The organism is Pseudomonas sp. GL_091 (assembly GCF_057837725.1).
Window position 1 is genome coordinate 1,829,729 of sequence record NZ_CM174451.1, and the last position, 24,573, is coordinate 1,854,301.

The window sequence follows — 24,573 nt, forward strand, 5'->3', positions numbered from 1 at the left end:
CGACCAAGGTCGTGGCGTGGCGGGGTGTCGCAGGTTGATTCTCAGTGTCTGGACTGGCCCCATCGCGAGCAGGCTCGCTCCCACAGAGGGCGGCGAACACAGCGCAAATGTGGGAGCGAGCCTGGTCCGGGCGGCGTTCCGACGATGGGGGCCTCACTGACTGAATGCGATCTCGATCAACCGGTGCAACTCCTCAACCTCAAGCGGCGCCTCGGCAAACAGGATGCGAAACACCGTCGGCGCGGCGATCAGATTGATCAGGCGATCGACACTGGGCTTGGGCTGATCCGGATAGCGATCCAGAATCGTCTGCAGCTGCCCACCAATGATGGTCGCGCAGTAACTCGGTTTCAGCGCCGCCTGCACATCGCACAGCATGTTGCGGCCGGGCTCGGAGCTCATCTCGTCCAGGTACTGCTCGGCCCAGGCCCGCACGTCGCCGTGAAGGCTACCGGTGTTGGCCGGCTCGTTGTCGGGTTGCATGCGGGCGAGGGCGACATCGGCCAGCAGCGCCGACACATCGCCCCAGCGTCGATAGATAGTGGACGGCGTGACGCCCGCGCGCGCCGCAATTTGCGGCACCGTCACGCTGGCGCGGTCCTGCTCCTCAAGGAGTTGGCGCACGGCCGAATGAATCGACTCTTGTACCCGGGCGCTGCGGCCACCGGGGCGTAATGTGGGAGCGGTCATCTTGTGTTTCCTGTATTGCAGCGGGTCTTGCGGCTGGCATCCGGTCCTGAAAGCCATGCATCGGACCTTAACACAAAGAATTTGCTTTAAGAGGGATCCAGTAGCACACTCCGCAAAAGCAAAAAATTAGCTTTTGCGGAGTGTGTCCATGCCCGGTTCTCATTCAAATCGTGCCAGCCTGTGGTTTCTGGCCGTTACCTTGCTCAGTTTCCTGGCGGCCTCCACTGCGCCGACGCCGCTGTATCACCTGTATCAGGAGCAGATGCAGTTTTCGGCAGCGACCTTGACCCTGATTTTCGGCGTCTACGCCCTCAGCCTGTTGGCGGCGTTGCTGTCGGTCGGCTCGCTGTCGGATTACCTGGGGCGCAAACCGGTGATTTTTACGGCAGTGATGCTGAACATCCTGGCGATGTTGCTGTTTATCTACGCCGACAGCGTTGCATGGCTGATCAGTGCCCGGGTGTTGCAAGGGTTTGCCACCGGCATGGCGACTGCCGTGTTGAGTGCAACCTTGCTGGACACCGATCGCCAGCAAGGCCCGCTGGTCAATAGCGTCGCGCCCTTGCTCGGCATGGCTCTGGGTGGAATGGGCTGCGGTTTGCTGGCCGAATTTGCCCCGGCGCCGTTGCACCTGACCTATTGGCTGCTACTTGTCCTGTTCGCGATGCAGGCTGTATTTGTCTGGCGTTTGCCGGAGAGCGTCACGCGCCAGTCCGGGGCTTGGGCATCATTGCGACCCACCCTGCATGTGCCGGTCCAGGCGCGTGCGACGTTATGGCGGGTGTTGCCGCTCAACACGGCGACCTGGGCGCTGGGCGGATTTTACGCGTCGCTGGCACCTTCATTGGTGCGCACGGCGACCGGTTCGATCTCGAACCTGATTGGCGGGGCGACCGTCGCCGCATTGACGGTGACCGGTGCCCTGATGATTTACACACTGCGCAATCAGGCTGCGACCAAGGCGCTGCAACTGGGCGCCAGTTCGTTGCCGGCGGGAGTCGTCCTGATTTTACTGGGTGTGCACAGCGCCAGTTTGCCCCTGTTTTTCCTCGGCACGCTGGTCGCCGGTTGTGGCTTCGGCGCCGGTTTCCTCGGGGCGGTGCGCAGTCTGGTGCCGCTGGCCTTGCCCCATGAGCGCGCCGGGTTGATGTCGGCGTATTACGCGTTGAGTTATCTGGCGTTCTGCCTTCCGGCGCTGCTGGCCGGGAACCTGGCGCGGACCTTTGGTCTGGTGGCAACCACCGATGGCTATGGTGCGGTGCTGATGGTGCTGGCCCTCAGTGCAATGGCGGGTTTACTGCGATCACGTTCGGCCAGAGTCTGCGAGGTCAACCGGTAAAATTGAGTTAGCCTTGGCACCCACTCAGCTCACTCGAAGGATCGGACCATGAAGATAATCCGCAGCAAATCGTTCACTGGCGAGCGTGCCTGGGCCGCGCTGGACATCGCCAGCATGAACGGCATCACCACGCGGCTGCACTGGACCGATCAACCCTACAAGTGGCACGTCAACGATGGCGAGGAAGTGTTCGTGGTGCTCGATGGCCAGGTGCGGATGCGTTATCGCGAAGAGGGGGTGGAGCGGGAAGTTTTGCTGGAGGTCGGTGATATTTTTTATGCCTCGGTTGGCACTGAGCATGTGGCGCATCCTGTAGGGCCGGCTCGGATATTGGTGGTCGAATCGGAAGGAAGTGTCTGATTCTATATAGGCTATATCGATAAGATATAGAGATATTACCCGTTATATAGATATTCGATTCGGATCTAACATGGGCCCTACCTCACGAGAGGACAGGAGTTCGCCATGACATGCGCCAATAGCATCAAGCCCGGAATCAAACCTTTCAGCCATTTGCAGCATCCCCGCGAGGTGATCCGCCAGTTCACCCCCAACTGGTTCGCGGCCACCATGGGCACTGGCGTGCTGGCGTTGGCACTGGTGCAATTGCCGGTCGCCATACCCGCCATACCCGCCTTGCACGCTTTTGCCGAAGCCCTCTGGCTGTTCAATATCGCACTGTTCCTGCTGTTTACGGCGGTATACACGGCGCGTTGGGTGCTGTTTTTCGACGAAGCGCGGCGGATTTTCGGCCACTCCACGGTTTCGATGTTTTTCGGCACCATCCCCATGGGCCTGGCGACCATCATCAATGGCTTCCTGGTGTTTGGCCTGCCGCGCTGGGGCGACGGTGTGATTCACCTCGCCGAGGTGCTGTGGTGGCTGGATGTGGCGATGTCGCTGGCCTGCGGCGTGCTGATTCCCTACATGATGTTCACCCGTCAGGAGCACAGCATCGACCAGATGACAGCGGTCTGGTTGTTGCCGGTGGTCGCGGCAGAAGTGGCGGCCGCCAGCGGGGGGCTGTTGGCGCCGCATTTGGCCGAAGCTCATTCGCAACTGGTGGTAATGGTGACCAGCTACGTGCTCTGGGCCTTTTCCCTGCCGGTGGCCTTCAGCATCCTGACCATTCTGTTGCTGCGCATGGCCCTGCATAAACTGCCCCACGAAAACATGGCCGCCTCGAGCTGGCTGGCCCTTGGCCCGATCGGCACCGGTGCGTTGGGCATGCTGGTACTGGGCGGCGATGCACCGCTGATTTTCGCGGCCAACGGTATGCCGGGAGTCGGTGAGATTGCTGCAGGACTGGGACTGGTGGCCGGCATCACCCTGTGGGGCTTCGGCCTGTGGTGGATGCTGATGGCGTTGCTGATCACTGTGCGCTACCTGCGCGCCGGCATTCCTTTCAATCTCGGCTGGTGGGGCTTCACTTTTCCGTTGGGCGTCTATTCCCTGGCGACGTTGAAGCTGGCCAGTACCTTGAACCTGATGTTCTTCAGTGTGTTTGGCTGCGTGCTGGTGGCGTTGCTGGCGGTGATGTGGCTGATCGTCGGCAAGCGTACGGTGCTGGGTGCCTGGCGTGGTGAGCTGTTTGTCTCGCCGTGCATTGCCGGATTGAAGAAATAACCGGCAAAGATTAGGTAAGGTGTGGCCTGGATCGACTTTTGATAATCCAATAAGAATCCAGGCCACTCGCTACCTAACATCAGGGACACATGGAAGATGAGTCACCCCTCACAGTTCACCTTGCTGCGCACCCGGCGCTTCCTGCCGTTCTTCATCACCCAGTCCCTCGGGGCGTTCAACGACAACGTGTTCAAGCAGTCGTTGATCCTCGCCATTTTGTACAAGCTGACCATCGAAGGTGACCGCTCGATCTGGGTCAACCTGTGTGCGCTGCTGTTTATCCTGCCGTTTTTCCTGTTCTCGGCCCTGGCCGGGCAATTCGGGGAAAAGTTCGCCAAGGACGCGTTGATCCGCCTGATCAAGCTTGGGGAAATCGCCATCATGGCGGTCGGCGCGGTCGGCTTTATGTTCGATCACTTGTCGTTGATGCTGGTGGCGCTGTTCGCCATGGGCACCCACTCGGCGCTGTTCGGGCCGGTGAAGTACTCGATTCTGCCACAAGCCCTGCATGAAGATGAGCTGGTAGGCGGCAACGGCCTGGTAGAAATGGGCACCTTCCTGGCGATCCTTGCCGGCACCATTGGCGCCGGGATCATGATGTCTTCGGCGCATTACGCGCCGGTAGTGTCCATGGCGATCATCGGCACTGCCGTGCTCGGCTACCTGGCCAGTCGCAGCATTCCCCGAGCGGCGGCCGCCACGCCACAAATGCGCCTGAACTGGAACATTTTCAGCCAGTCCTGGGCCACGTTGAAACTGGGCCTGGGGCAAACGCCGGCGGTATCACGCTCGATTGTCGGCAACTCGTGGTTCTGGTTTGTCGGGGCGATTTACCTGACGCAGATCCCGGCCTATGCCAAGGAATGGATGCACGGCGACGAAACCGTGGTGACGCTGATTCTGACGGTGTTCTCGGTCGGCATTGCATTGGGTTCGATGCTCTGCGAGAAGCTCTCCGGGCGCAAAGTCGAGATTGGCCTGGTGCCATTCGGATCGTTCGGCCTGACCGTTTTCGGACTGCTGCTGTGGTGGCATTCCGGCTCAATCCCGGACAGCGCCACCGGCCATGGCTGGATCGAGATCCTCGGTTTTGGCCACGCCTGGCTGGTGTTGCTCGACATCCTCGGCCTGGGCGTCTTCGGCGGTTTCTACATCGTGCCGCTGTACGCGCTGATCCAGTCACGCACGGCGGAGAACGAGCGGGCGCGGGTGATTGCCGCCAACAACATCCTCAATGCGTTGTTCATGGTGGTGTCGGCGATTGTCTCGATCGTCTTGCTGAGCGTGGCCAAGCTGTCGATCCCGCAGCTGTTCCTGGTGGTGTCGTTGCTGAACATCGGCGTCAACGCCTACATCTTCAAGATCGTCCCCGAGTTCACCATGCGTTTCATGATCTGGCTGCTCAGCCATTCCATGTACCGCGTCGAGCATCGCAATCTGGATTTGATCCCCGATGAGGGCGCGGCGTTGCTGGTGTGCAATCACGTGTCATTCGTCGACGCCTTGCTGATCGGCGGCGCGGTACGTCGGCCGATTCGCTTTGTCATGTACTACAAGATCTACAACCTGCCGATACTGAACTTCATCTTCCGTACCGCGGGGACGATTCCGATTGCCGGGCGTCAGGAAGATATCCAGATATATGAACAAGCCTTCACGCGCATTGCCCGGTATCTGAAGGACGGGGAGCTGGTGTGCATCTTCCCCGAGGGTAAATTGACCGCCGATGGCGAGATCAATGAGTTCAAGGGCGGGTTGACGCGGATTCTCGAAGAGACGCCGGTGCCGGTGATTCCGCTGGCCTTGCAGGGGTTGTGGGGGAGTTTCTTCAGCCGCGATCCGGGCAAGGGATTGTTTCATCGCCTGTGGTCGCGGGTGACATTGGTGGCAGGGCCGGCAGTGGCGCTCGAGGCGGTGGAGCCGGCGAAGTTGCAGGCGATGGTGGGTGAGTTGCGCGGGGCTGTCAGATAGCCGGTGGCTGTGCTGGCCTCTTCGCGAGCAGGCTCGCTCCTACAGGTTTTGTGTTGTGCCACACACAGTAGGCACGCCTTCAATCCCTGTGGGAGCGAGCTTGTCTCCGGGCGGCGATCCGACGATGGCGGTCTGAAAGTTAAGCGCTGACCTTCAGGCCAACCAACCCGGAAATGATCAACGCCACACTCGCCAACCGCACCAGCGCCATGGATTCGCCAAACAGAATGATCCCTGCGATCACCGTGCCAACGGCGCCGACACCGGTCCAGATCGCATAGGCCGTACCCAGCGGCAATTCCTTCATTGCAAGGCCGAGCAAGCCAAGGCTGATAGCCATGGCCGCAACGGTCAACACAGTGGGGAGCGGGCGTGTGAAGCCGTCGGTGTACTTGAGGCCGACGGCCCAGCCCACTTCGAACAGGCCGGCGAAAAACAGAATGATCCAGGACATGAAGACCTCCATCGTCTGACGGGGTCGTCCCCTGATTAATGACTCGATCGAGCCGCGAGGTCGTCCTCGCGATGCGCAATATAGTGCCCAGCATTGATCCGGGGATCAAGTTTTCGGATCAAGATCGCGGATCAAGATCGCGGATCAGTCAGTCGCCTGCTGTGCAGCCATTTCCCGATCCTGCTTTTCACTCATGCGGCGGAAATACGTGGATAGCAATGCCCCGGAAATGTTGTGCCAGACACTGAACAATGCACTTGGCACTGCGGCCAGCGGCGAGAAGTGTGCACTCGCCAGCGCTGCGCCCAATCCGGAGTTCTGCATGCCGACTTCCAGGGCCAGGGACTTGCGCTGGGCCAGAGGCAGCTTGAACAGGCGCCCGGTGAAGTATCCCAGCAGGTAGCCGAAGCTGTTGTGCAGCATGACCACGGCCATGATCAAAAGGCCGGATTCGGCGATCTTCGCTTGGCTGGCGGCGACGACTGCGGTGACGATGATCACGATGCTGACCACCGACACCAGCGGCAACACGTCCACGGCGTGGCGAACCTTGTCGCCGAGCACCCGTTGGGCAACCGCGCCCAGCACGATCGGCAGCAGCACCACTTGCAGGATCGACCAGAACAACTCCATGAACGATACCGGCAACCAGGCCGAGGCCAGCAGCCAGATCAGGGCTGGGGTCAGCAGCGGGGCGAGGAGGGTGGTGACGGCGGCGATGGCCACCGACAGCGCCAGGTCGCCACGGGCCAGCCAGGTCATCACGTTCGACGAGGTGCCGCTTGGGCAGCAGCCGACCAGAATCACGCCGACGGCGATTTCCGGCGGCAAGTGGAACGCCTGGCAGAGCAACCACGCCACGCCGGGCATGATCACGAAATGGGCAACCACGCCCAGGGCCACGCGCCATGGATGGCGAGCGACTTCGGCGAAGTCTTCGAGTTTGAGGGTCAGGCCCATGCCGAACATCACCAGCCCCAGCAAGGGCACGATGGCGCCCTTGAGGCCGAGGAACCATGCCGGCTGCAGAAACGCAACGACAGCGAAAATCAGTACCCAGTAAGCGAAGGTGTTGCCGACAAAACGACTCAATGCAGCCAGTGCGCGCATGGCCTGATCCTTTTTATTAAGTAGCACCACAAAACCAAATGTGGGAGCGGGCTTGCTCGCGAAAGCGGAGTATCAGTCAGTACCTATGTCGACTGACACTCCGCTTTCGCGAGCAAGCCCGCTCCCACAATTTGAGATCACAAGCTTTTAGATCCCCTGCGGAGTCTCTTCGCCACCCAACGCTTCCACCAGTGCCGGCAGGAAGTCGCCGAAGGTCAGCATCATCAGGGTGAAGCTGGCGTCCAGCTGGCCCAGGGCTTCGTCGCCGCCATCCTGTTCCGCCTGGTCTTGCAGCAGGTCTTCGAACTTCAGGCGCTTGACCACCATTTTGTCGTCGAGGACGAACGACAGTTTGTCCTGCCAGGCCAGGGACAGTTGAGTGACCACTTTGCCGGTGCTCAGGTGCAACTGGATTTCTTCGCTGGTCAGGTCCTGGCGCTTGCAACGCACGATGCCGCCGTCTTCGTGGGTGTCGCGCAGTTCGCATTCGTCCAGCACGAAGAAATCGTCCGCGGCTTTCTGGGTGGTGACCCACTCGGTCATGGTCGCGGTCGGGGACATCTTCACGGTCAGCGGGCGCACCGGCAGGGTGCCGATCACTTCACGCAGGGTGGACAGCAAGTCTTCAGCGCGTTTCGGGCTGGCCGAGTTGACCAGGATCAGGCCCTGTTTCGGCGCGATGGCGGCGAAGGTCGACGAGCGGCGGATAAAGGCGCGGGGCAGGAAGGCCTGGATGATTTCATCCTTGATCTGATCGCGTTCCTTCTTATAGACCTTGCGCATTTGCTCGGCTTCGATCTCTTCGATCTTTTCCTTGACTGCGTCACGCACGACGCTGCCCGGCAAAATACGTTCTTCCTTGCGGGCGGACACCAGCAGGAAGTCACCGCTGACGTGCACCAGTGGCGCATCTTCGCCTTTGCCGAACGGCGCGACGAAACCGTAGGTGGTCAACTCCTGGCTTGCACATGGGCGCGCCAGTTTGGTGGCCAGTGCAGTTTCCAACGCCTCGGCATCAACAGGCAGATCTTGGGTCAGGCGATAGATAAGCAGGTTTTTGAACCACATGGGGTGAGTCTCTCCTTTATACAAAGGGGGGCATTATTGTCTTCGCCGTGCCATAGGCCAACCTTTCTCTAAGCCTTTGGAAGGCCTGAGAAAATTATTTTAAAAAGTGCTTGCCAGAGGTTGGGTCGCTCCGTAGAATGCGCGCCACACCGAAGCGAAGGGTGATTAGCTCAGCTGGGAGAGCGTCTGCCTTACAAGCAGAATGTCGGCGGTTCGATCCCGTCATCACCCACCATTCGTTTCAAGTGTTACGCGCAGCGGTAGTTCAGTCGGTTAGAATACCGGCCTGTCACGCCGGGGGTCGCGGGTTCGAGTCCCGTCCGCTGCGCCATATTCGGTAACCTGGAACACTGAACGCCAGGTCACCACGGAAAAGCCCGCTTAGGCGGGTTTTTTTCTGCCTCAAGTTTGACTGTTGTTCCTGTGGGTTGCATCGTTTCACCGGTTTTTAGATTTTTTGAAAAAAACTTCAAATAAATCAACACTTTATAAAAACCTGTGGCATAATGTGCCCCGCAACGAAGGTAAAGGGTGATTAGCTCAGCTGGGAGAGCGTCTGCCTTACAAGCAGAATGTCGGCGGTTCGATCCCGTCATCACCCACCACTTTCAACGCTACGCGCAGCGGTAGTTCAGTCGGTTAGAATACCGGCCTGTCACGCCGGGGGTCGCGGGTTCGAGTCCCGTCCGCTGCGCCATATTCGGTAACCTGGAACACTGAACGCCAGGTCACCACAGAAAGCCCGCCTTGTGCGGGCTTTTTGCTGTCCGGGATTTGGCTTTCCTCGCTCTCTGTAGGAGCGAGCTAGCTCGCGAAGGTCGTGAACGATAACGCGTAAATTCAGATACCCAGCGACGCCCATGGCTTTTTCGCGAGCAAGCTCGCTCCTACAGTCCGGCATTGCGCCTGTGTCGGTAGTCGCTGACGGCTTCATACACGGCTTTGCGCAGGCGATTGATCCCGCCGATGGGGCGGTGCGCCTCGACGCCGAACCAGGGATTGAACGACTGGTTGTCGCATTGCAGGTTCAGCGCCGGTGTATCGAAGTCTTGCGCCGGCATCTTGATCCGCGCCACCGTCTCGAAGGGCGCATCGCTCTCGCTCCACTCAATACTGGTGTCTTCAATCGGCATGTACTTGTTGGCGTCCTGTCGCTGGATTTGCAAGGCGAAACACGCAGGCATCCGGTCGGCCGACAGCTGTTGGTTCAGCGCATTGCGCAGGAAGTTCGGCAACTTGCGATTCTGTTCCGGCAGGTTGTAGGCCGGGCAGCTATCCGGATCGGGCATGACCCGGAACTTCGCATTGGCTTCACCGAATTTGTAGGGTGAAACCGAAAAGTACGTCGTCTGGGTCGGGCTCGACGGGGCAGGGGCCAGTGTCGCCAGGGCAATGAACAGGTGGCGAACCTGCCAGGTGCGTGGATCCCAACCGGGGAAGAAGGCCATCATCTTTTTACCGTCGGCCTGGGCGGCGACGTTCTGACGGTATTCGGCGACATTACTGACAAAGAAGTTCGGGTGGCTGAACATCACAAAGTCCTGTTCGCCTCGCCCCTGCTGATCGCTCAACAGTTGCTTGCCCGGCACATCGAACAGTTTGATCGCCATGCCCCGGGCATCGCGGATGCTGTCGAACTGCGGGTAGGCATTGCCGTTGGACAGGCGCATCGTCGCTTGCCAGGTTTTGCCCGGCTCGCTGAATACGCCCTGGCGCAGTTCGCCTGGCAGTTCCGGCAGCACCTGAACTTCGGCCTTCACACAGCCGTGGGCCTTGGCATGGGCGTCGCGCAGGTAGCGGGTGCTTTCGCGGTACTGATCGACGATGCGCACGGCGGTCTGGATGATGTCCTGGGTCATCGCGGCTTCGTCGTCCGCAATCAACTCCTGCGCCGAGACCGGCCCGCGATGCTGCCAGGCAAACCAGGCGCTGGTCAGGGCCCAGCCAAGCACGCCGAGACCCAGCAACCACAGCAACAGCCTGGCGAGGAAGGCGCCCAGGCGCAGCCAGAGCGTTATCAGCATGGGATCGTCCTTTTAACTGCGGTTGTGGTCATGGCAATTGCGCTTCCAGAGGGCCGCCCAGCACTTTCAGATATTCCAACAGTGCCCAGCGTTCTTGCGGCTGCAACCCGCGGCCGATCACGCCATTGCCGAGATTGCCGGCACGGAATTCATGGCCACTGTTGTGGTTGCCGGTGATTCGCGTGTCGAACAGAAAACCGTTGGCAAAGGTTTCGGTGCGGTAACCCAGGTGTCCCGGGTCGTATTCGAAAGTGCCTTTATAGAACGTGGTCGCACGCTCATCCTGAGGCGACAGCAATTGATAAAGGCTCGGGACCGAACCGTTGTGCAGAAACGGCGCTGTCGCCCATACACCCGCCAATGGCCTGGCCTTGTACGAACGCAATTCGCGCACACCGATCGGCAGGCCGAAACCGTCCATTGCAGGACGCTCGGCAGGGGTGACATTGGCGTCTTGATACGCGCGGTCCTGGACAAATGCCGTGACATAGGCCAGCCCCTTGGCCACGGACAGCTTGCTCAGGTCCAGAGGCTCGGTGGGTTTTGGCTCTACATCGAGTTTTTCCAGTTCCGCCTGGTTCCATTGCAACGCTGTCAGGTCGAAGCGGTGGTCGGCGATGTTGTTGGCCGCGCCGGGGTCTGTGCCGATGTAATCCACCGGGAGCATTTTCAGGTGCTGGACGTATCGTCCCTCGCCCTGGCTGGTGCGCGGTACATGACAACCTGCGCAGTTTTCGGCGAACAGGGCGCGGCCCTTGGCTGCCAGAGGTTTGTCGACCACGCCCAACAGTTCTTCCGGCCAGGCCGGTGGTGAAAGTCGTTGCAGGGTTTCTTCGATCAGGTTCAGATCGCGCACGCGGACACTGGAGGGATAGCGGGCATCGCCCATCAGCGGCTGGCCGTTCTTGTCGAAGAAATTCAGCGTGGCACCGACGCCCAGTGCCTCGCCGATGTTGCGGGCCATCGGTTGTTTCGCCGAGCCGTTCCACTGCACCCATTCGAACGTCCACATGTCCCACAACTGTGGATAATCCACCGGGGCATTGGCCACGCGGTAGTTGTCGGGGGAAATCGCATCACCGAAGCTGGCGTTGGCGATGCGCCCGAAGGCGTCTGTGCGTCCCGGGCCTTCCTCGGTCGGATAGAGCCCGCGATGGGTGTCGTTCCAGGCCACCTTGAGGAACGTATCCAGTGAAGATTTGAAATCTTTGCGCAACTGTTGGTGACGCGTCTCGTAGTCCTGACCCAGAACGCTGCGTGCAAAGCGCTCGAATTTCCACGGGTTGTAGTAAGTGGAGGCGAGGCTAGCCACCAGAGCTTGTCCGAAACTGCCTCCTTTGAGTGTAGGAACACTGGAAGGCAGGACATGCTGCGCCGAGCCACCGTCGATACGCACGGCTTGCCCCTTGAAACGCAGTTCACCGGTGTGGCAGGCCGCGCAGGTGATATCCAGAAACACATCCGGGCTCCCCGCATTCTGGTGCCGGGTAAAGCCTGCTGGGAGGTTGCCGGGGTTGTTCGGTGTCGGTTTCTGGCCGGGGTCCACCAGAAAACCGAAGCGGGCGAGGTATTCGGGGGCGGCGAAGCGTTGCTGCGAGAAGGGCAGTTCGAGGGCGGTGAACCAGTCATAGCGCAAGCCTTTGACCTGAGTGCCCTGGGGTGTGAAGTAATAGGTCTCGCGATCGGCGGCGCTCCATTGCTCCAGGTAATGCACCTGTTGTGCAGGCGACCAGGCCGGCAATTTCGGGTTGGCGACGTAGTAAAGAACCACGGCCATGACCAGCCCGAGCAGTACTGCGAAGAGAGCCAGCAAGCGAAAGAAGAGGCGCAAGATAAACATCCTTGTTGAATTGACATGCCGTTATGCCCGAGTACCCTGGGTGCGGCAAGAGGCCATTACGCCAGATATTGTAGGTTCAGGAATGAGCCTGCGTCGGAACAAGATGAAAGAAGCTTCATCAGCCGAATTGTGAATTGCGTTTAAACACCTGAACTTATCAATTGTTTCCGGCTCTCATGCCGGTAGCCATTGGTCGTGGCGGCCTGATAAGCTCGCGGCTTTACTCGATTGCCCTTTAGGCGCATGAACAAGGAAATAGCATGAAACAGCATCGGTTGGCGGCGGCGGTGGCCCTGGTTGGCCTGGTACTCGCGGGTTGTGATTCGCAGACCAGCGTAGAGCTGAAAACTCCGGCGCAAAAAGCTTCCTACGGCATTGGCCTGAACATGGGCAAGAGCCTGGCTCAGGAAGGCATGGATGACCTGGATTCCAAGGCTGTAGCCCAGGGCATCGAAGACGCCGTCGGCAAGAAAGAGCAGAAGCTCAAAGACGAAGAATTGGTCGAGGCGTTCGCCGCACTGCAAAAGCGTGCCGAAGAACGCATGGCCAAGATGAGCGAAGAGTCGGCCGCTGCCGGCAAGAAATTCCTCGAAGAAAACGCCAAGAAAGCTGGCGTGACCACCACCGCTTCGGGCTTGCAGTACGAAGTCGTGAAGAAAGCCGATGGGCCTCAGCCAAAGCCGTCTGACGTAGTGACCGTTCACTACACCGGCAAGCTGACCAACGGCACCGTATTCGACAGTTCCGTCGAGCGCGGCAGCCCGATCGATCTGCCGGTCAGCGGTGTGATCCCGGGTTGGGTCGAAGGCCTGCAACTGATGCACGTTGGCGAGAAGTACAAACTGTACATCCCTGCTGACCTGGCTTACGGCGCTCAAAGCCCAAGCCCGGCGATTCCGGCCAACTCGGTGCTGGTATTCGACCTGGAACTGCTGGCCATCAAGGATCCGGCAAAAGAAGACGCCGCTGCCCAGTAACCAGCGTCTGCTTCGATAACAACGCCTCGCTCATGCGGGGCGTTGTTGCATCTGGCGTTCGGCACGGGTAAACAAAACGAACAGACGCTCTAGGCCGGAGTCTTAGGCATGGTAGCGTTGGCGGTAGCCGTACAAGACCGCCAAGTCAATGAAATTATAGGTTTTTTTTGATGAGTAAAAAACGCCCGATCTGAACGCAGGCCTTGTAAAACGGGCCTTACAGCGACGAAAAGCAGCTCTGTTCACAAGGTTATCCACAATTTGTGTGGATAACATTTCAATGGGAGGAATGATGAAAATACCCTGGAATTTCGCTCGTTTCCTGCCACTGGCCGGACGCCTGCTGGCACGCGGCCGATTGCCGACGCTGTTGTTCGCCGTTGCCAGCAAAGGCGCGAGCCAGGGCAATCGACTGGGCAAGATCAAGGACGACTTGAAGCTGTTGCAGGCACTCTGCCTGGCCTACTGGCGTGGTGAGTATCGAGCCATCAGCCCCAAGGCGCTGGTTTCGGTTGTCGCGGGCCTGATGTATTTCCTCAGTCCGTTGGATGCAATCCCGGATTTCATTCCAGTGTTCGGCATGCTCGATGACATCGCGGTACTGGCATGGCTGATGAAAGTGCTCGATGACGAGCTCAATGCCTTCCGCGCCTGGCGCAAACGGCAGGTACCGGAGAAGCTCGCGGTGGTCGAGCGTCTGCCTGATACCCCCGAGCAACTGCAACTTCAAGGCCCGAAAAAACACTGAGTCGATTTCGACCTGTTCACAGATTGATTCCCCCCCGCGACCTTGGCCGCTGTTAGGATTACACTTCTAGGGAAAAGTGCCGACTCGCTAAGTGTTGTTGTCCTACGGGGTAGTCATGGATATTCAGATAATTACACGCGAAGGCGAACCCGAATATGCGGTTCTGCCATGGGCTCAGTATCAGGCGTTACTGAAAGCAGCGGGGGTCAAGGAGCAAGCGTCGCCTCAAGCCACGAAGCTTCAGGCGGCAACACCAGACGCGATTCTTCCGGGTCTGGATCAACTACGCAGTTTGCGCGAAGGGAAGGGCATCGCCATCGAGGCGCTGGCCCGCACGGTAGGCATCAGCCCGTCTTACCTGGCCATGATCGAAAGTGGCGAGCGTCTGCCCGACGCCGCGATTCGTCGCAGCCTGGCCTGGGAATTGACGGTGCCGGGGTGGAGGGATGAATCGTGAGCGTACGCATCAGTCGTCAACATTGGGACGGATTGCTGGGCGAACTGGATCAGGCGCGTCGTCAGCGCCATCTCCTGACTTATCGGGCATTACTGGAACGTTTGCAGTTGCCGACACCGGCCATGCAAACCCTGACAGCGGCCCTTGAGCATCTGGCGGCCCTGGACGCCAGGGCGGAGCAGCCATTGCGCAGTTCACTGGTGATCAGTCAGGGCGCCAGCCGCTTGCCGCGCACCGGATTCTTTGAATGTGTCGAGCGTCTCGGGCGTTTTTCCGGGCCGTCGGACGGCGTTGCCGCCGCGTCCTGGCATGCTTCGGAAGTGGTGCGGGTGTTCGAGTACGAATACCCGGAATCGGCCGAGGCCTGAGTGTTTTTACAACTCAAGGCGCGGGCCGGTTACTGGCTCGCGCGCCAACTGTTTCACTGGTCATGGTTTGTCCGTCAGCCACGTGGCTGGCGCTGGCTCGAAGGTCAGTTCGCACGCATGGCCAACCTGGGCGATGTCGGCGCCCAGAGCTTCTATGGGCACATCCTGACGTTTCGCGGCGTCGGCCTCGGTGCTCGTGAGGAGGGCGTGCGTTTGTTGCGCCTGGCGGCCTTGGCGGGCGATGGCAAGGCGGCGTATCAAGTGGGCGTGATCAGTCTGGCAGGGACGGCGAGCAAGGCACCGGACCCGATCGAAGCGGCGCGATTCTGGGCGATCGCGGCGAAGGCCGGGCATCCGTTGGCGCCGATCAAGCTCGAAGAGCTGAAGTCTTCCTCGGCACCTCGTTGATTGGACTGATGCCGAAAAGCTCCCTTATCGATGCCCGGAAACGAGCACCTCATCTACAGTCGAAACCACCAGGCTATCAATCACATGCACGCTATAGCCCTGCACATTCTTCGCATGGTGCTTGGCCTGTGATGCCATTTCAGCCAGCTGACTCGCATCGAGTTGTCCACAGGCCTGTGGATGCAAATGCACCACGCCGATCGACAGCGACAACAACGCAAACTCCTGGCGCTGACCCTGGCGATTGGGTGCGATGAAACAGCCGGCTTCCAGGTGCTCGCTGCGGTAGAAGCGTCGGCACTGGCTCTGGAAGTCGTCGAGCAACTGGTTCAAACGGTTGCGCCAGTCTTCCGGGCCGAGCACCAGCAGGAAATCATCGCCGCCGATATGGCCGACAAAGTCGCGGGACGGGTCGACGCGGTCGTTCAGGCATTGCGCCAGGCACAGCAGGACTTCGTCGCCGCGACCATAGCCGTAGATGTCGTTGAAGGGTTTGAAGCTATCAATGTCCACGTAGCAGATCACCGATTCCCGTTGCTGTTGCAGCAGCCGCGTCAGGCAGTGCTGGATCGGCACGTTGCCCGGAAGCAAGGTCAGCGGATTGGCGTAGCGGGCCTGCTGGATCTTCAGTTCCGTGATCAGCTTGAGCACGTCAATTACCCGGCCCAGGCCCAGATAACCGCCGTTGAGGGTGATGATGAAATCCTCCTCGATACGCTGGCGGGCACGGCTGGTGATCAGGCGGCTGACCTGTTGCAGGGACTGGCTCAGTTCGACGGCGAGGAAGTCATCGTTCATCAGGCGGCTGATGGGCTTGCGGGCGAACAGGTCGGTGGCAAAGGGCTTGAGCAGGGCATCGGAGAGCGAATGACGATGGACAATGCCGCAGGGCTGACACTGTTCATCCAGGACCGCCAGGGAGTTCAGGTTGGCCTGGCGGCGAAAGGCTTCGAGCACCGTGGCGGTCGGGGTGTCCCGGTTCACCGCGGGTAGTTCATTGAGCAGGGCGCTGAGGTCGCTGCCGTCTTCACTCAGTACAACGGCGGTGCTGTCCTGTCGGGGCATCAATGCCCGGGCATCCCGTGGCGGGTGTTCCTGGGGGCGGCAGAGCAGATAGCCCTGCACCAGGTCCACGCCCATTTCGGTCAGCACCGCGAGCTCTTCGGGCAGCTCGATACCTTCGGCAATGACTTGCGCCCGTGAGGCCTTGGCGATTTGCAGGATCGAGCCGACGAACTCGCGCTTGAGCGCGTCCTGATGAATGCCATCAATGAAATGCCGGTCGATTTTCACGTAATCCGGTCGCAGCTCGGACCACAGGCGCAAACTTGAATAGCCCGCCCCCAGATCATCCAGCGCAATCGAAAACCCCATCGCCCGATAGTGATGCAGGGCGGTTTGCAGCAACTGGAAGTCATCCGTCGGCGTCTGTTCCGTGAGCTCGATGACCACCTGGCTCGGCGCAATGCCGAAGTCCTGCAGCAATTGCAGGGTGCGCCCCGGTTGATGGGCCGCTTCGAGCAGGGACTCCGGGGATACGTTGAGGAACAACATGCCAGGCAGTTGTTGCTCATTGAAGCGTCGGCAAGCGCTTTCGCGGCAGGCAATTTCCAGCTCGCTCAGGCGTCCGGCCTGGCGGGCGACGGCGAACAGGGCGACAGGGGAGTGCAGAGGGCTGTTGGAGGGGCCGCGACTGAGGGCTTCGTAGCCGAGGATGCGTCGTTCAGAGAGGCTGATGATCGGTTGGAACAGGCTGTGCAATCCGCTTTGACTCAGGATCGAGCTCAAGGCACTCAGCTGTTCGGTTGTGGTCATGGCGATCTCTGGCGATAAAAAAAGGACCGGGCGGGCCCTTGGTAAAAAGAGCACGCCCGGTCCTTTATTTCACGACAGAGTGATGACTGTTTGATGACGCTCCGGGGAGCGTCAGCATTAAATTGCCATCAGTTGCTTGTGAAAACTCAGTGCTTGGCCACTGCCGTGTTGAGTTTCAGGTAGTCCAGCAGAATCCGCCCGGTTTCGCTGAGGTAGGCGTCGTCTTCCGGTTTGGTCTTGTCATCCTCGGCCGCAATCGCGTCCTCGTCTTCTTTCTTCAGCTCTTTGAGCGGTTCTTCGCCCTTGGCCTTGCGACGGATGTTTTCCATGGCCAGCTGTTTGGCTTCGATGTCGGCGTGCTGGGCACGACGCTCGGCTTCATTGAGGCTGACGGTTTTCTCGGTCATCAGTTTCTGCGCCAGGGCCAGCTTGTCGCGGATGAACACGAACTCCGCATCCTTGGCCGTACGCACGTCATGCTCGGACTTGAGCTGCGAAATGTACGGCTTGAACGGATCCACCGCAGGCTTGATCGCCGCCTTGATGGTGTCCCACGGCATGGCTTCCGGCAGGGCGCTTTCACCGATTTCCTTGGTGTCGATGATCGACGGGTAATCGATGTCCGGCAAGACGCCCTGATGCTGGGTGCTCTGCCCGGAAACCCGATAGAACTTGGCCAGGGTCAGTTTCAGTTCGCCATGGTTGAGCGGCTGAATGGTCTGCACGGTGCCTTTGCCGAAGGTCTGGCCGCCGATGATCAGTGCGCGGTGGTAGTCCTGCATGGCGCCGGCAAAAATCTCCGAAGCCGAGGCGGACAGGCGGTTGACCAGCAACGCCATCGGGCCTTTGTAGAACGCGCCCGGGTTTTCATCTTCCAGGACATCGACCCGGCCATCGGCGTTACGCACGAGTACGGTCGGGCCTTTGTCGATGAACAGGCTGGTCAGCTCGGTGGCCTCTTGCAAGGAGCCGCCGCCGTTGTTACGCAGGTCGATGACGACGCCGTCGACTTTCTCTTTCTGCAGCTCGGTCAGCAGTTTCTTGACGTCGCGGGTGGTGCTCTTGTAATCCGGGTCGCCGGCACGGAAGGCCTTGAAGTCCAGATAGAACGCCGGGATTTCGATAATGCCGAGCTTGTAGTCCTTGCCGTCCTGCTTCAGGTTCAAGACCGACTTCTTCACGGCCTGATCTTCGAGCTTCACCGCTTCACGGGTGATCGGCACGATCTTGGTGGTCTGGTCGTTCGGCGCATTGCTGGCCGGGATGACTTCCAGGCGCACTACGGTGCCCTTCGGACCACGGATCAGCTTGACCACTTCGTCCAGGCGCCAGCCCACGACGTCGACCATTTCCTTGTTGCCCTGGGCAACGCCGATGATCTTGTCGGCCGGTGCAACCTGCTTGGTCTTGTCCGCCGGACCTGCCGGCACCAGGCGCACGACTTTCACCTGATCGTTATCGCTCTGCAACACGGCGCCGATGCCCTCGAGGGACAGGCTCATGTTGATGTCGAAGTTCTCCGCGTTATCCGGCGACAGATAGTTGGTGTGCGGGTCGTAGGACATGGCGAAGGTGTTGATGTACGCCTGGAAGATGTCTTCCGCGCGGGTCTGGTCCAGACGCGCCAACTGGTTCTTGTAGCGCTTGGTCAGGGTTTCCTGGATCTGCTTGGGCTCTTTGCCGGCGATCTTCATCCGCAGCACTTCATCCTTGACGCGTTTGCGCCACAGGTCGTCGAGTTCTGCGGTGGATTTGAGCCAAGGGGCGTCCTTGCGATCGATCAGCAAGGTTTCCTTGGTGGTGAAATCGATTTTGTCGACGCCTTTGTCCAGCTCGGCAAGGGCGAAGTCCAGACGCGCCTTTACGCGGTCCAGGTAGCGCTTGTAGATGGTGAACCCGGCGTTCAGGTCGCCGCTTTTGAGGAAATCGTCGAACTGCGTCTTCCACTTGTCGAATTCGGCAATGTCGCTGGCCATGAAGTAGCTGCGCGACGGATCCAGCAGCTTGAGGTAGCTGTCGTAGATGATTACCGAGCGCGCGTCATCGAGTGGCGGCTTGCTGTAGTGGTGGCGCTTGAGCAACTCCACGACGTTCAGACTGGCGATCACTTCGTCACGATCGGGTTGAAGCTTGTCCCAGCTATTGGCTGCGAATGTATTGCTCGACATCGGCAGCAAGCCGATACCGATGAATAAGGCGAGGGCAGTGCTGGGGAACAGATGCTTCATGCTGATTCGACGCGGGGACAATTGATAACGCATATTAGGCCGTCTTTGAAGTCGCCGGCTCTTTGGGAACCGGTCGCATAATGCAAAAAGCCCGACGCTATAGCTTCGGGCTCAGTCCAGACTCACTATGGAGGCACTGTGAAAGCATTGCAAGGCGTTGACGGTCGAGTGGTGTGGGTTGATGAGGCGAGTCCTACATGCGATGTAGGGCAAGTTCGCATCCGAGTGTCGGCAGCGGGTCTCAATCGCGCCGATTTATTGCAGAAAGCAGGCCTTTATCCGCCGCCGCCGGGGGCTAGCCAAGTGCTTGGTCTAGAGTGCTCGGGCGTGATCAGCGAGGTTGGCGCCGGGTCCTCCTGGCAGGTTGGCGATCGGGTTTGCGCCTTGCTGGCCGGGGGCGGGATGGCCGAAGAGGTGGTTGTCGACGGGCGGCATGTGCTGCCGGTTCCCGACGGAGTGTCACTGGTCGAAGCGGCTGCATTGCCCGAAGTTTATGCAACAGTCTGGTTGAACTTGTTTCAACTGGCTGCGCTCAAACCGGGTCAGAAAGTTCTTCTGCATGCCGGGGCAAGTGGAATTGGTTCAGCGGCCATTCAGCTGTGCAAGGCCTTCGGTAACCCGTGCTGGGTCAGCGTTGGCTCCGCCGAGCGGTTGGCGTACTGCGAAGCGCTGGGCGCCCAGGGCGGCGTGGTGCGTAATGGTGATCTGGAGAGCCTGCGGGATCTGGGGCCGTTCGACGTGATTCTCGACCCGGTGGGCGGCAATTACGCGGCGTTGAACCTCAAGCTGCTGGCGCAGGACGGCCGTTGGGTGCTGATCGGTCTGATGGGCGGCCGCGAGGCCAAACTCGACCTGGCCGAGGTGCTGGCCAAGCGCGTGCAGTTGCTGGGTTCGACCCTGCGCAGCCGGGATGATCAATTCAAGGCGGATCTGTTCAGCGATCTCAGTCAGCATGTGTGGCCGTTGTTTGCCGAGGGGCGGTTGAGCCCGCAGCTGGCCAGGACGTTCCCGATCAAGGATGCCGAGGCGGCGTTTGCTGAGCTGGCGAGCAATACCGTGGCGGGGAAGGTGGTGTTGATGATTGACGAGAGCCTGAACTGACAACACGGAACCTGTAGGAGCGAGCCTGCTCGCGATGGCGGCTTAACATTCAACGCGAATGCTGAATGACGCACCGCTATCGCGAGCAGGCTCGCTCCTACAAGGGGGTCTCGATTACTTCCAGATATGGATCGGCCATCCAGCCTTTTCAGCCTGCTCGCGCAACACCGGGTCCGGGTTGACCACATGGGGGAAATCCACTTTCAGCAACAACGGCAGGTCGTTGCGTGAGTCGGAATAGAAACTCGCGCCTTCAAGGTTTTCCTCCTCAGCATCCAGCCACTCCAGCAAGCGGGTGATCTTGCCTTCGCGGTAGGTCAGGGTGCCGACGGTGTGGCCGGTGTAAACGCCGTGAGCCACTTCCAGTTCGATGCCCAGAATCTCGTCGATGCCCAGGCGCTCCGCGATGGGGCCGACCAGGTGCGTACCCGAGGCCGAGATCACCAGGATCCGGTCGCCGGCCTTGCGATGGGCGGCGATGGCTTTGGTGGCGTCGCTGAAGATGATTGGTTCGATGAAGTCTTCCACCCACGGGCCAACCAGATGCTCGACCTCTTGCGGCGTGCGGCCGATCATCGGTTCCAGGCTGAAGGTCATGTAGTCCTCCATGCGCAATTTGCCGTGACTGTAGGCATCCATCAGCTCGTTGTTCTGCCGCATGAACGACTCGGGGTCGACCCAGCCCAGGCGGCCCATTTGCTCGCTCCAAAGGGTGGCGCAGTCGCCGTGGATCAGGGTTTCGTCCAGATCAAAAATTGCCAGGGCCATCAGTGCAGTTCTCTCTTGAGCATAAGCAAAGGCATCAGGCTACCTCACACAGGGCCGTCGGATCGATGGAAAGCGCCAGGCGCTGACCATCGGGATGCAGGTCGGCCGCCGAGCGGTTCAGCACATCCACCACCAATTCCACGCCCCGGGCTTCGACCCGGTAGCGAATCACGTTGCCCAGCAGGCTGTGGCTGCGTATCTGTGCATCCAGTTCACCGTTAAGGCTCAGTTCGATGGCTTCCGGACGAATGGCGATGCGCTTGCTGATCGGTCGCTGCAACAGCTTCGAAGCGCTGTCGGCATCCAGCAGGTTGTAGTTGCCGATGAAACCGGCGGCGAACACATCCACCGGTGCGGTGTAGAGGGTTTCGGCGTCGCCGCTTTGTACGATTTTTCCCTGATTCATCAGGAAAATCCGGTCGGACATGGTCAGGGCTTCTTCCTGATCGTGTGTGACGAAAATCGTGGTCAGGCCCAGTTCCCGCTGGATCTGACGAATCTGTTCACGCAGATGCTTGCGAATGCGTGCGTCCAGGGCCGACAACGGTTCGTCCAGCAGCAACAGGCGTGGCCGGGTCACCAGGGAGCGGGCGAGGGCGACGCGCTGGCACTGGCCCCCCGAGAGCTGATGCGGGTAACGCGCGGCAAAGTCATTGAGCTCTACCAGTCTGAGCACTTCCGCGACGCGTTTGCGGCTGTCATCGGCATTGACCTTTTGCATGCGCAGGCCAAAGGCGACGTTTTGCTCCACGGTCATGTTGGGGAACAGCGCATAGCTTTGGAACACCATGCCGATCCCGCGTTTCTGCGGGCTCACCGGCACGATATCGACACCATCGAGCAGGATCTTGCCGCCATCCACCGAGGTCAGGCCGGCGATGCAGCGCAGCAGGGTGGATTTGCCGCAACCGGACGGGCCGAGCAGGGTGACGAACTCACCTTTCTGGATTTCGCAATTGATGTCGCTGAACACCGTGGTGCCCGCGAAGCTTTTCTGAAGATGTTGGACGCTGACATAGCTCATTCGCTTTTGTCCCTGTTCAAGATATTGGCAATCCAGGTCAGAACCAGCACAAAGAAGAAGTAGGAGATCACCAGCGCACTGGTGAAATGACCGCTGCTGTTGCGCATGTTGTTGAGGTAGACCTGCAGGGTTTCGTAGCGGGTACCGACAAGGATGTTGGCAAACACGAACTCACCGAACAGGAACGAGAACGACAGCAGCAGTGCCACCATCAAGCCCTTGCGCAGGTTCGGCAGTACCACCAGGAACGCCGCTTGCCAGGTGCTGGCGCCGAGCAACTGGGCGGCGTCCATCAGGTCGCGCAGGTTGATCGCTTGCAGGTTGTTGGTGATGGCCCGGTACATGAACGGCAGCGCCACGGTGAAGTAGCAACCGATCAGGATCCAGGGCGTCCCGACCATGGCGAACGGTCCGGAACCATAGAGCTGCAACAGCCCCACCGACGACACCACCGGCGGCACGGCGAAGGGCAGCAGGATCAGGATGTTCATCAGCGCGTCGAGTTTCGGGAAGTGGTAATGCACCACGAACAGCAGCGGCAGAATCAATACCACCGAAAGGATCAACGAACCAACGCAGACCAGCAGCGATTGCCCGAATGCATGCAGGAAGCGCGGGTCGCTCCACAGCTGGATGTACCACTTGAGGGTGAAACCGCTGGGCAGGATGGTCGCCGACCAACTGCTGGCGATCGAGTAGATCAGCGTGCCGGCGAGCGGCAACAGCAGAATGGCAAACAGCAGGTACACCACGACGCGGTGGTAGACACCGGCGGGCCCCAGTTCAGCGCGAGACATGGTAGCTCCTCTTCAACAGCAACTGATGCACGATGGTCACCAGGGTCATCAAGGCCACCAGCACCACGGCCAGGGCGCTGGCCAGGTTCGGGTCCAGGGAAATGTCACCGGACACCATCGCCGCGATGCGGATCGGCAGCACGTTGAAGTTGCCGGTGGTCAGGGCGTACACCGTGGCGTAGGCACCGAGGGCATTGGCCAGCAGGATCACGAAGGTGCCGAGCAGTGCCGGGGTCAGCACCGGCAAACCGATGTGCCGCCAGAATTGCCAGCCGCTCGCGCCGAGCAGCGAGGCGGACTCTCGCCAGTCTTCGCGCAGCGCATCGAAGGCCGGGTACAGCAGCAGCACGCCGAGGGGAATCTGGAAGTAGGTGTAGAGAATGATCAGCCCGGTTTTCGAGTACAGGTTGAAATCCTGAATGATTCCGGCCTGCTTGAGCATGATGGTGAAGCTGCCGTTGAAGCCGAGCAAAATGATGAACGCGAAGGCCAGGGGCACACCGGCGAAGTTGCTGGTCATGTTGGCGAAGGCGTTGACGAAGTTGCGCAGTTTCGAATCGACCCGGCGCAGGGAGTAGGCGCCCAGTATCGCGATGATGATCCCGAACATGCTGGACCAGAAGCTGATCTCAAGGCTGTACTGGATGGCCTGCAGGTAAAACTTCGAGCTGAAGATCTTGCTGAAGTTGGCCAGGCCCCAGCCGAATTCTTCCGATTGCAGGCTGTTGATCATTACCCAGGTCAACGGGGCAATTTCGAACACAATAAAGAACAGTGTGAAGGGCACCAGGCACAGGATTGCAAGCCATTTTCTGCGGTTCGTGGTGTTCACTTGAGCAACTCCCGGCAGACCGGTTTGTCGTGGGGCACGCCGAGCAACTGGCAGACGGTGCCGCAGATGTCGGTCTGTTTCGGCGCGGCGCCGGTGTCGAAGCTGAACGCGTCACCCAGAACGAAAAGCGGCACTTCACGTTCTTCCGGCAGCAGGCCGTTGTGGGAGCGGTCGTTGTTCATGCCGTGATCGGCGGTGACCAGCACCTGATAGCCGGCATCGAGCCAGCCTTGCAGGTAGTCGGCCAGGATGATGTCGGCCGAGCGGGCGCTGTTGCGGTACTGCGGGGTGTCGAGTCCGTGCTTGTGCCCGGCGTCGTCGATGTTCATCGGGTGGATCAGCAAAAAGTTCGGTGCATGGCGCAGGCGCAGGTTTTCGGCGTCGGCGAACAGGTGAGAATCCGGGTAGTGATCGTTCCAGTAGAAATGCCCGTGCTGGATCGGCAGTTGCGGGTCATCGGTGTGACGGTCCCGGGCCGTCACGAAGGGCGAACGGTTGTACAGCTCGCTGACCCAGTGATAGGCCGCCGCCGCTGTGACAAGACCTGCGTCGGTGGCGTAGTGATAGATGCTGCGCTGGTTGGACAGGCGCGAGACGTTGTTGTGGACGATACCGCTGTCGATGGGCGCCACGCCGGTCAGGATGCATTCGTACAGCGGGCGGGACAGGGCTGGCAACTCGCACTCCAGTTTGTAGAGTGCGGCACGTCCGGCGCCGACGTAAGCCTGCAGGTGCCCCAAGGCATGGCGGGCGACCTCGTAGTTGAGGCCGTCGAGCACGACAAGGATGACGTTGTGCTTCATAGGGGCGATGACTCCGTGAAACAGATGATTCAAATACGCAACCAATCCCTTGTGGGAGCGAGCCTGCTCGCGATGGTGGCCGACCATTCAACATTGATGCTGACTGAAACGACGCTATCGCGAGC

General features: G+C 59.8%; 23 protein-coding genes and 4 tRNA genes. 14 read left to right on the forward strand and 13 right to left on the reverse strand.

Annotation, left to right across the window (positions count from 1 at the left end; genetic code table 11):
* Positions 1-153: 153 nt before the first annotated feature.
* Entirely contained in the window at positions 154-690 is a 537-nt protein-coding gene (locus AC3ITY_RS08415) for a TetR/AcrR family transcriptional regulator (protein WP_347911305.1), read from the reverse strand.
* Positions 691-838: 148 nt separating this feature from the next.
* On the opposite strand from AC3ITY_RS08415, the gene AC3ITY_RS08420 reads away from it, so the two are divergent.
* The 4 genes from AC3ITY_RS08420 to AC3ITY_RS08435 all read left to right on the forward strand — a co-directional run bounded on the left by AC3ITY_RS08420 (position 839) and on the right by AC3ITY_RS08435 (position 5,626).
* A complete protein-coding gene (locus tag AC3ITY_RS08420) occupies positions 839-2,029 on the forward strand; it encodes an MFS transporter (RefSeq protein ID WP_489308419.1) in 1,191 nt (396 codons plus the stop codon).
* 48 nt (positions 2,030-2,077) lie between these two features.
* The gene (locus AC3ITY_RS08425) at positions 2,078-2,389 is read left to right on the forward strand and encodes a cupin domain-containing protein (RefSeq protein WP_489308420.1); all 312 of its coding nucleotides are present in this window, start codon (positions 2,078-2,080) and stop codon (positions 2,387-2,389) included.
* Between the two features lie 105 nt (positions 2,390-2,494).
* Entirely contained in the window at positions 2,495-3,655 is a 1,161-nt protein-coding gene (locus tag AC3ITY_RS08430) for a TDT family transporter (RefSeq protein ID WP_489308421.1), read from the forward strand.
* 96 nt (positions 3,656-3,751) lie between these two features.
* Positions 3,752-5,626: an MFS transporter gene (locus AC3ITY_RS08435; RefSeq protein ID WP_489308422.1), complete on the forward strand. Its 1,875-nt coding sequence runs from the start codon at positions 3,752-3,754 to the stop codon at positions 5,624-5,626.
* A 139-nt stretch (positions 5,627-5,765) separates the two neighbouring features.
* Here the strand turns inward: AC3ITY_RS08435 and sugE are convergent, their stop codons facing one another.
* The 3 genes from sugE to rdgC all read right to left on the reverse strand — a co-directional run bounded on the left by sugE (position 5,766) and on the right by rdgC (position 8,258).
* Positions 5,766-6,080 carry a quaternary ammonium compound efflux SMR transporter SugE gene (gene sugE / locus AC3ITY_RS08440; protein WP_007977599.1) on the reverse strand — a complete coding sequence of 105 codons (315 nt, stop codon included), beginning with the start codon at positions 6,078-6,080 and terminating at the stop codon, positions 5,766-5,768.
* 144 nt (positions 6,081-6,224) lie between these two features.
* Positions 6,225-7,190, reverse strand: coding sequence for a bile acid:sodium symporter family protein (locus AC3ITY_RS08445; RefSeq protein WP_489308423.1), 966 nt, complete (start codon positions 7,188-7,190; stop codon positions 6,225-6,227).
* Positions 7,191-7,337: 147 nt separating this feature from the next.
* Positions 7,338-8,258, reverse strand: a complete 921-nt coding sequence (gene rdgC, locus AC3ITY_RS08450; protein WP_413425272.1) for a recombination-associated protein RdgC — start codon at positions 8,256-8,258, stop codon at positions 7,338-7,340.
* A gap of 159 nt (positions 8,259-8,417) precedes the next feature.
* On the opposite strand from rdgC, the gene AC3ITY_RS08455 reads away from it, so the two are divergent.
* The 4 genes from AC3ITY_RS08455 (at position 8,418) to AC3ITY_RS08470 (ending at position 8,955) form a co-directional block, all read left to right on the forward strand.
* Positions 8,418-8,493: transfer RNA gene (locus AC3ITY_RS08455), tRNA-Val, on the forward strand.
* Positions 8,494-8,512: 19 nt separating this feature from the next.
* Positions 8,513-8,589 (forward strand) — tRNA-Asp (locus AC3ITY_RS08460).
* A gap of 198 nt (positions 8,590-8,787) precedes the next feature.
* A tRNA-Val gene (locus AC3ITY_RS08465) sits at positions 8,788-8,863 on the forward strand.
* 15 nt (positions 8,864-8,878) lie between these two features.
* A tRNA-Asp gene (locus AC3ITY_RS08470) sits at positions 8,879-8,955 on the forward strand.
* A gap of 190 nt (positions 8,956-9,145) precedes the next feature.
* Here AC3ITY_RS08470 and AC3ITY_RS08475 read toward each other — a convergent pair.
* The gene (locus tag AC3ITY_RS08475; RefSeq protein ID WP_489308424.1) at positions 9,146-10,282 is read right to left on the reverse strand and encodes a catalase family protein; all 1,137 of its coding nucleotides are present in this window, start codon (positions 10,280-10,282) and stop codon (positions 9,146-9,148) included.
* A gap of 28 nt (positions 10,283-10,310) precedes the next feature.
* Positions 10,311-12,113, reverse strand: a complete 1,803-nt coding sequence (locus tag AC3ITY_RS08480; RefSeq protein WP_489308425.1) for a di-heme-cytochrome C peroxidase — start codon at positions 12,111-12,113, stop codon at positions 10,311-10,313.
* A 269-nt stretch (positions 12,114-12,382) separates the two neighbouring features.
* Here AC3ITY_RS08480 and bamJ point away from each other — a divergent pair, with 269 nt between their 5' ends.
* The 5 genes from bamJ to AC3ITY_RS08505 all read left to right on the forward strand — a co-directional run bounded on the left by bamJ (position 12,383) and on the right by AC3ITY_RS08505 (position 15,080).
* On the forward strand, positions 12,383-13,099 hold the full coding sequence (bamJ, locus tag AC3ITY_RS08485; RefSeq protein ID WP_223457949.1) for a BamJ family beta-barrel-assembly machinery protein: 717 nt from the start codon (positions 12,383-12,385) through the stop codon (positions 13,097-13,099).
* A 292-nt stretch (positions 13,100-13,391) separates the two neighbouring features.
* Positions 13,392-13,847 (forward strand): YkvA family protein, encoded by a 456-nt coding sequence (locus AC3ITY_RS08490; protein ID WP_223457947.1) that lies wholly within the window; start codon positions 13,392-13,394, stop codon positions 13,845-13,847.
* A 115-nt stretch (positions 13,848-13,962) separates the two neighbouring features.
* On the forward strand, positions 13,963-14,304 hold the full coding sequence (locus AC3ITY_RS08495) for a helix-turn-helix domain-containing protein (protein ID WP_150724569.1): 342 nt from the start codon (positions 13,963-13,965) through the stop codon (positions 14,302-14,304).
* Complete coding sequence (locus AC3ITY_RS08500; RefSeq protein ID WP_007898892.1) at positions 14,301-14,672, forward strand: hypothetical protein; 372 nt, start codon at positions 14,301-14,303, stop codon at positions 14,670-14,672. Before AC3ITY_RS08495 ends, AC3ITY_RS08500 begins: the two co-directional genes overlap by 4 nt.
* The gene (locus AC3ITY_RS08505) at positions 14,673-15,080 is read left to right on the forward strand and encodes an SEL1-like repeat protein (protein WP_489308426.1); all 408 of its coding nucleotides are present in this window, start codon (positions 14,673-14,675) and stop codon (positions 15,078-15,080) included. It abuts the gene before it with no gap.
* Between the two features lie 24 nt (positions 15,081-15,104).
* On the opposite strand, the gene AC3ITY_RS08510 is transcribed toward AC3ITY_RS08505, so the two are convergent.
* Together AC3ITY_RS08510 and AC3ITY_RS08515 are read right to left on the reverse strand one after the other, a co-directional pair.
* A complete protein-coding gene (locus AC3ITY_RS08510) occupies positions 15,105-16,895 on the reverse strand; it encodes a bifunctional diguanylate cyclase/phosphodiesterase (protein WP_489308427.1) in 1,791 nt (596 codons plus the stop codon).
* A gap of 146 nt (positions 16,896-17,041) precedes the next feature.
* Positions 17,042-19,123, reverse strand: coding sequence for a carboxy terminal-processing peptidase (locus tag AC3ITY_RS08515; protein ID WP_489308428.1), 2,082 nt, complete (start codon positions 19,121-19,123; stop codon positions 17,042-17,044).
* A 138-nt stretch (positions 19,124-19,261) separates the two neighbouring features.
* On the opposite strand from AC3ITY_RS08515, the gene AC3ITY_RS08520 reads away from it, so the two are divergent.
* Positions 19,262-20,224, forward strand: a complete 963-nt coding sequence (locus AC3ITY_RS08520) for a zinc-binding dehydrogenase (RefSeq protein ID WP_489308429.1) — start codon at positions 19,262-19,264, stop codon at positions 20,222-20,224.
* A 114-nt stretch (positions 20,225-20,338) separates the two neighbouring features.
* On the opposite strand, the gene AC3ITY_RS08525 is transcribed toward AC3ITY_RS08520, so the two are convergent.
* From AC3ITY_RS08525 to AC3ITY_RS08545, 5 genes are read right to left on the reverse strand one after another with little or no spacing between them, the layout of a single operon-like run.
* Complete coding sequence (locus tag AC3ITY_RS08525) at positions 20,339-20,992, reverse strand: HAD family hydrolase (RefSeq protein ID WP_489308430.1); 654 nt, start codon at positions 20,990-20,992, stop codon at positions 20,339-20,341.
* Between the two features lie 34 nt (positions 20,993-21,026).
* Positions 21,027-22,016, reverse strand: a complete 990-nt coding sequence (locus AC3ITY_RS08530; protein ID WP_223457936.1) for an ABC transporter ATP-binding protein — start codon at positions 22,014-22,016, stop codon at positions 21,027-21,029.
* Complete coding sequence (locus AC3ITY_RS08535; protein WP_126046617.1) at positions 22,013-22,813, reverse strand: ABC transporter permease; 801 nt, start codon at positions 22,811-22,813, stop codon at positions 22,013-22,015. The genes AC3ITY_RS08530 and AC3ITY_RS08535 overlap by 4 nt, the downstream gene beginning before the upstream one ends.
* Positions 22,800-23,645: an ABC transporter permease gene (locus AC3ITY_RS08540; RefSeq protein WP_489308431.1), complete on the reverse strand. Its 846-nt coding sequence runs from the start codon at positions 23,643-23,645 to the stop codon at positions 22,800-22,802. Before AC3ITY_RS08540 ends, AC3ITY_RS08535 begins: the two co-directional genes overlap by 14 nt.
* Positions 23,642-24,448, reverse strand: coding sequence for an alkaline phosphatase family protein (locus tag AC3ITY_RS08545; RefSeq protein ID WP_489308432.1), 807 nt, complete (start codon positions 24,446-24,448; stop codon positions 23,642-23,644). Before AC3ITY_RS08545 ends, AC3ITY_RS08540 begins: the two co-directional genes overlap by 4 nt.
* Between the last annotated feature and the right edge of the window lie 125 nt (positions 24,449-24,573).

Excerpts from the sequence above, each read along its gene's own strand:
- AC3ITY_RS08420 (WP_489308419.1), top strand. The coding sequence starts at position 839 with ATGCCCGGTTCTCATTCAAATCGTGCCAGCCTGTGGTTTCTGGCCGTT.
- AC3ITY_RS08535 (WP_126046617.1), bottom strand. The coding sequence starts at position 22,813 with ATGTCTCGCGCTGAACTGGGGCCCGCCGGTGTCTACCACCGCGTCGTG.
- AC3ITY_RS08475 (WP_489308424.1), bottom strand. The coding sequence starts at position 10,282 with ATGCTGATAACGCTCTGGCTGCGCCTGGGCGCCTTCCTCGCCAGGCTG.
- AC3ITY_RS08525 (WP_489308430.1), bottom strand. The coding sequence starts at position 20,992 with ATGGCCCTGGCAATTTTTGATCTGGACGAAACCCTGATCCACGGCGAC.
- AC3ITY_RS08490 (WP_223457947.1), top strand. The coding sequence starts at position 13,392 with ATGAAAATACCCTGGAATTTCGCTCGTTTCCTGCCACTGGCCGGACGC.
- AC3ITY_RS08510 (WP_489308427.1), bottom strand. The coding sequence starts at position 16,895 with ATGACCACAACCGAACAGCTGAGTGCCTTGAGCTCGATCCTGAGTCAA.
- AC3ITY_RS08445 (WP_489308423.1), bottom strand. The coding sequence starts at position 7,190 with ATGCGCGCACTGGCTGCATTGAGTCGTTTTGTCGGCAACACCTTCGCT.
- AC3ITY_RS08545 (WP_489308432.1), bottom strand. The coding sequence starts at position 24,448 with ATGAAGCACAACGTCATCCTTGTCGTGCTCGACGGCCTCAACTACGAG.
- AC3ITY_RS08435 (WP_489308422.1), top strand. The coding sequence starts at position 3,752 with ATGAGTCACCCCTCACAGTTCACCTTGCTGCGCACCCGGCGCTTCCTG.
- sugE (WP_007977599.1), bottom strand. The coding sequence starts at position 6,080 with ATGTCCTGGATCATTCTGTTTTTCGCCGGCCTGTTCGAAGTGGGCTGG.
- bamJ (WP_223457949.1), top strand. The coding sequence starts at position 12,383 with ATGAAACAGCATCGGTTGGCGGCGGCGGTGGCCCTGGTTGGCCTGGTA.
- AC3ITY_RS08430 (WP_489308421.1), top strand. The coding sequence starts at position 2,495 with ATGACATGCGCCAATAGCATCAAGCCCGGAATCAAACCTTTCAGCCAT.
- AC3ITY_RS08515 (WP_489308428.1), bottom strand. The coding sequence starts at position 19,123 with ATGAAGCATCTGTTCCCCAGCACTGCCCTCGCCTTATTCATCGGTATC.
- AC3ITY_RS08495 (WP_150724569.1), top strand. The coding sequence starts at position 13,963 with ATGGATATTCAGATAATTACACGCGAAGGCGAACCCGAATATGCGGTT.
- AC3ITY_RS08530 (WP_223457936.1), bottom strand. The coding sequence starts at position 22,016 with ATGAGCTATGTCAGCGTCCAACATCTTCAGAAAAGCTTCGCGGGCACC.
- AC3ITY_RS08425 (WP_489308420.1), top strand. The coding sequence starts at position 2,078 with ATGAAGATAATCCGCAGCAAATCGTTCACTGGCGAGCGTGCCTGGGCC.
- AC3ITY_RS08415 (WP_347911305.1), bottom strand. The coding sequence starts at position 690 with ATGACCGCTCCCACATTACGCCCCGGTGGCCGCAGCGCCCGGGTACAA.
- rdgC (WP_413425272.1), bottom strand. The coding sequence starts at position 8,258 with ATGTGGTTCAAAAACCTGCTTATCTATCGCCTGACCCAAGATCTGCCT.